The 4,693-nt window shown below is 47.1% G+C and carries 3 protein-coding genes; 1 reads left to right on the top strand and 2 read right to left on the bottom strand.

Going from position 1 to position 4,693, the window contains the following annotated elements; all coding sequences use genetic code 11:
• Positions 1-27: 27 nt before the first annotated feature.
• Positions 28-2,268 (bottom strand): heavy metal translocating P-type ATPase, encoded by a 2,241-nt coding sequence (locus tag V7Q33_RS21275; RefSeq protein WP_333821199.1) that lies wholly within the window; start codon positions 2,266-2,268, stop codon positions 28-30.
• Positions 2,269-2,382: 114 nt separating this feature from the next.
• Positions 2,383-2,970 (bottom strand): helix-turn-helix domain-containing protein, encoded by a 588-nt coding sequence (locus tag V7Q33_RS21270; RefSeq protein ID WP_333821197.1) that lies wholly within the window; start codon positions 2,968-2,970, stop codon positions 2,383-2,385.
• A 721-nt stretch (positions 2,971-3,691) separates the two neighbouring features.
• Between V7Q33_RS21270 and V7Q33_RS21265 the strand changes: the two genes are divergently transcribed.
• Positions 3,692-4,693 (top strand): substrate-binding domain-containing protein (locus V7Q33_RS21265; protein WP_333821196.1); only part of this gene is annotated, 1,002 nt, incomplete at its 3' end.

Here is a 4,693-nt window from a genome sequence, read left to right as displayed (position 1 = left end):
CTTAAACTATAAACCTTTAAACATCAGCTATATCTTCACAAGCTTCAGCCGTAAACTATTCATCACTACCGAAACCGAGCTCAATGCCATAGCCGCTCCGGCAATCATCGGGTTGAGTAAAAAACCATTCACAGCATACAGCACACCGGCCGCAACCGGTATACCAATCACATTATATATAAATGCCCAGAACAAATTCTGCCGGATGGTTGCCACAGTGCGGGATGATAGTTTTAATGCTTTAGGAATCGCCTGCAGATCGGAAGTGATCAGCGTCATCTTTGCGGTATCCATGGCTATATCAGAGCCCTTGCCCATCGCAATACTTACATCGGCCTGCGCCAGCGCATGCGAATCATTTATACCATCGCCTACCATGGCTACAACTTTACCTTGCTCCTGCAACTGAACAATAAATGCCGCCTTATCCGCCGGAAGCATAGCAGCGCGATATTGTTTTATACCCACCTGTTCCGCTATTGCTTTCGCAGCCTGCTCGTGATCGCCGGTTAGCATATATACTTCTATACCCTGCTGCTGCAACGTGGCAATGGCTGCACGCGATGTTGCTTTTACGGCATCTGCTATGGCCAGTATGGCCAGCACACGTTCATTGTCGGCAAAGTATATTACGGTGCGGGCCTGGGCCTGCCATTGGGCTGCCTGTTGTTTAACAGCTGCATCCGGAACAATTTTATTTTCTTCCAGCAGCTTGTCGCTGCCTGCAAAATATACCCGGCCATCAAATATACCCTTCACACCACGTGCCGTAATACTTTCAAAAGCATTGCCGGCCGCGGCAGTTATTCCTTCCTCTCTCAATGTACGTACAACAGCATCGGCCAGCGGATGTTCCGATTGCACTTCGAGCGAATAGAGTATACGTTTCTGTCCGGCAGCAGCAGTTGCATCCAGCCACACAATATCGGCCACAACAGGATGACCTTCGGTGATGGTGCCAGTCTTATCGAGTATAATGGCATTGACCCGGTGCGCTATCTCTAAACTCTCTGCATCCTTGATGAGTATATTATTTTCAGCACCTTTACCCATGCCCACCATAATGGCCGTGGGTGTTGCCAGACCGAGCGCACACGGACAAGCGATTACCAGCACCGTGATTGAAGTAAGTAACGCATGCGTAAAAGCATGCTCACCTCCAAAGATCATCCACGCGATGAACGTAACAATCGCTATACCGAGCACCACCGGCACAAATATACCGGCTATACGATCCACCAGTTTTTGAACTGGTGCTTTACTGCCCTGCGCTTCCTGCACCATGCGAATGATCGTAGCAAGCACCGTGTCTGCTCCTACTTTCTCTGCCCGGAACTGAAAGCTTCCCTTTTGATTGATCGTTCCGGCAAACACCTTCTCTCCCGCTTTCTTCTCGGCCGGAACCGGTTCTCCGGTAATCATGCTTTCATCCACAAACGATGACCCGGTGGCTACCACACCATCAACAGCGATCTTCTCTCCCGGCCGCACAACGATAAGGGTACCGGTCGTTACAGCGCTGATGAGCATCTCCTGCTCCTGGCCGTTCACGATCGCGCGCACCGTTCTGGGCTGCAATCCCATTAGTTTACGAATGGCAGAGGAAGTACCGGAGCGGGCACGCTCCTCCAGTAATTTTCCCAGCGAAATAAAGGCAATCACCACCGCAGCCGCTTCATAGTATACATGTGGATGAAGCCCGCGCTTGTGCCAGAACTCCGGAAAAAATGTATTGAATAAACTGAACAGGAATGCTATACCGGTTGACAGCGCTACCAGTGTATCCATATTGGCTTTACCGATGCGCGCCTGTTTCCACGCGTTAACGAAGAAGCTTCTGCCAAAGTAAAATACCACCGGTGCCGATACAATCATCGATATATAGTTGCCATACGGCAGATCCATCAAAAACATAGCGATGATCACCACCGGCACGGCCAGCACAGACGACCAGATGGTTCTGATCTTTACCTGCTGATAATGCTTTTGCTGCGCTTCTTCTTTTACCGCCAGCGGGTCTTCTGCATCGACAACGAGATCATATCCTACTGCACGCACGGCTTGCTGAAGATCAGCAGGCTTAACCTGTTCGGTGTCATATTCTACCCATGCGGATTGATTGGCAAAATTAACAGCAGCGTCTTTTACACCGGGCGTTGCCTTGAGGCTTGATTCAACGCTTACGGCACAGGCTGCACAACTCATTTCCAGCACCGGAAAGCTCTGCCGCTGTATGTGCCTGGTTGATTTCTGAATAACTACATCCATATTACATGAATTTTTGATCCTTGCCGGATCATGTTCCTTTACACTACAAGTATACAGGCAAAGGAAGGATGAAGTTTTACAGAATTATCGGTGCCATTTACAGGATTGCAGTCTCTAGGTTTTAAGAGGAAGCGAGTCGATGGGTGTACGCACGTCTTCCGCTTTGCGTGACTTTTTTAATTCCGATGGCGAAAGGCCGGTAATCTTTTTAAACTGTGCCGAAAGATGAGCAACGCTGCTATAGCCAAGCTTGTGAGCAATCTCGCTCAGGTTCAGTTCATCATAAAAAAGCAGTTCTTTGGCACGCTCAATTTTCTGACGAATGATATATTGTTCGATAGTAGTTCCTTCCACAGAAGAGAAGAGGCTGCTCAGTGAATTATAATCGTGATGCAGCGCTTCTGCCAGTATATCCGACCAGTTGAATTTCCGGTCGATCGTATCCACGTGGTGAATGCGTTCGATAATAATGTTCTTGATACTTTCAATAAGCCGGCCCTTCCTGTCATCGATACGTGCAAATCCCACGGCTGTAAGCGCACCATCTACAGCATCCTGTTGCTCTTTTGTAAGCGACTCTTCCCGCAGCTCCACCTCACCGAGCGTTACTTTGGCAGGATGCAAGCCCAGCTTGGTAAGCTCCTGTGTCACTACCAGCTTGCAACGGTCGCATACCATGTTCTTTATGTGCAGTGTCACCATATATTTACACTTTACAGCCACAATATTAACCAACTTCTGCTGGAATAAATTCCTTTTTTGAAAATGTATACCCATTGCAAATGATCACACATTTAAAGCGTTATGTCAACCGGTTGTTCCGGCATGATAAGCAGGCAGACGGCTCTTCTGTATTCACGGATGTTATGTGAAAGCCGACATCATCAATAACCCACTCAATTATAGTTTAAGCGTCAACATCAGCGGCATTAATCAGGATGGCTGGCCGGATATATATACTAGTGATTACAACAACGGCTACGCTCGATCCGATCATCAGCTACTATATATACCAAGGAAAAAGCTATGCTATGGCAAGCCCCTGATGAATTGCTGGATCAGGTACCGGTGCTAAAAAAATATGTAAGTATATTGATTATGCCGATGCAACGCTGCCAATATATTCAATGCCGGTCTGCTCGGCCAAGCCATACTGTGGTGTCCTTCTCAATCACCAAAACCCAGGGTAGAGCGAGTTGCCTGGGACTAGCTGTGACACGGCCCGTAATGATCCGCCGCTGTAGAAAGGTATTTGTTGATGTCCAAGAAAAACATAATTTCGTTTGCGCGCACGAAACATCGTGCTCGTAATAATTTAAAACAATATGACCATAAACGGAGGTATTCTCACCTGCTGAAAACCGCGAAAAAGGACACAGAAAACCGTTTTTTGTATCCGAAATATCCCTTAACATTGATGCCCATGGAGAAGAAAATCAGAATCAAAGACATTGCGCAGATGGCCCAGGTGTCGGTTGGCACGGTCGATCGTGTCATCCACAACCGCGGCGAAGTAGCAGAAGAGTCATATAAAAAAGTTATGGCGATCCTGGAAAAGACGGGCTATAAGCCCAACCTCATTGCCAAAACACTGGGATCTAACAAAACCTATCGCATCGCTGCCCTGATGCCCAACCCGGAGCAGGATGAATACTGGAGTCAGTCTTCAGAGGGAATCCGGCAAGCGAAAGAAGAGTGGACACAATATGGTGTGCAGTTGCAGACTTTCTTCTTTGATGAATACGATAAAAACTCTTTTGTGTCGCTAGCGGAGACAGTATATGAATCAAAACCTGACGGTGTACTCACGGCTCCTATATTTCACCAGGAGGCACTTCAGTTCTTTCAGCGCTGCAAGGATGCAAATATACCCTTCGTGGTGGTTAATAATAATATAGAGCAGGCAGGCTCACTGAGCTTTGTGGGTCAGGATCTATACCAGAGCGGCCGCGTGGGCGCTGAACTGCTGCACCTGAACGAAAAAGAAAACGGCACATACGCTATTCTCCACGTATATGACGATATCCATAACTCCGCTCACCTGAGTGAAAAGGAAAAAGGCTTCAAGGATTATTTTGAAGAACAAACCAACGGCTATACCTACAAAGTACTCAGTGTAGACCTCAACTATACACATGAGCCTACACTCGAAAAAGAGCTGGGCGATCTTTTCGCCGAACCTGCCTTAAAAGGTATACTTGTAACCACTTCCAAAGGAGCCTATACAGTTTCAAAGATGCTGGAGAAGCGAGGCAAGAATGGAATACGCCTCGTAGCGTACGATCTGCTACAGGAAAATTTACACTACTTGAAGAATGGTATAATCGATTTCCTCATCAACCAAAATTCCAAACGACAGGCTTTTATTGGCATAAGCCAATTATCCAATCATTTATTGTTCAAGAAAAAAACTTCTGAATCGTAT

This window comes from Ohtaekwangia sp. (assembly GCF_036786105.1).
Classification (GTDB): domain Bacteria; phylum Bacteroidota; class Bacteroidia; order Cytophagales; family Cyclobacteriaceae; genus Ohtaekwangia.
This window is presented reverse-complemented; position numbering and strand designations above follow the sequence as displayed.

Coding starts and splice junctions, on each gene's coding strand:
- V7Q33_RS21270 (WP_333821197.1), bottom strand. CDS start 2,970: ATGGTGACACTGCACATAAAGAACATGGTATGCGACCGTTGCAAGCTG.
- V7Q33_RS21275 (WP_333821199.1), bottom strand. CDS start 2,268: ATGGATGTAGTTATTCAGAAATCAACCAGGCACATACAGCGGCAGAGC.